We start from the raw sequence: 251 nt of genomic DNA on the forward strand, positions 1-251 counted from the left end.
GTTACAGTCTTACCTGTGAACTCGTATCCTGGGATTGACTTGTTAGGGGTTGTTCCTTCTTCTTGCGGTGCAATTGGAAGACCTGTTTCTTCGTCAACGTGGTTTGTTACAACCTTCTTAGCAGGTGTTTCTACTTTACGGTAGATGTGAGTTGTGTTACCGTCTGGATCTGTTACAGTCTTACCTGTGAACTCGTATCCTGGGATTGACTTGTTAGGGGTTGTTCCTTCTTCTTGCGGTGCAATTGGAAG

Annotated in this window: 1 protein-coding gene; it reads right to left on the reverse strand. The window is 45.0% G+C overall.

Translation table 11 applies throughout. From position 1 onward, the window contains the following. A partial coding sequence (locus tag C1G53_RS00010; RefSeq protein ID WP_153046613.1) for a hypothetical protein occupies nucleotides 1–251 on the reverse strand: 251 nt, incomplete at both ends.

This window comes from Streptococcus suis (assembly GCF_002960445.1).
In the GTDB taxonomy this organism is placed as follows: Bacteria; Bacillota; Bacilli; order Lactobacillales; family Streptococcaceae; genus Streptococcus; species Streptococcus hyiners.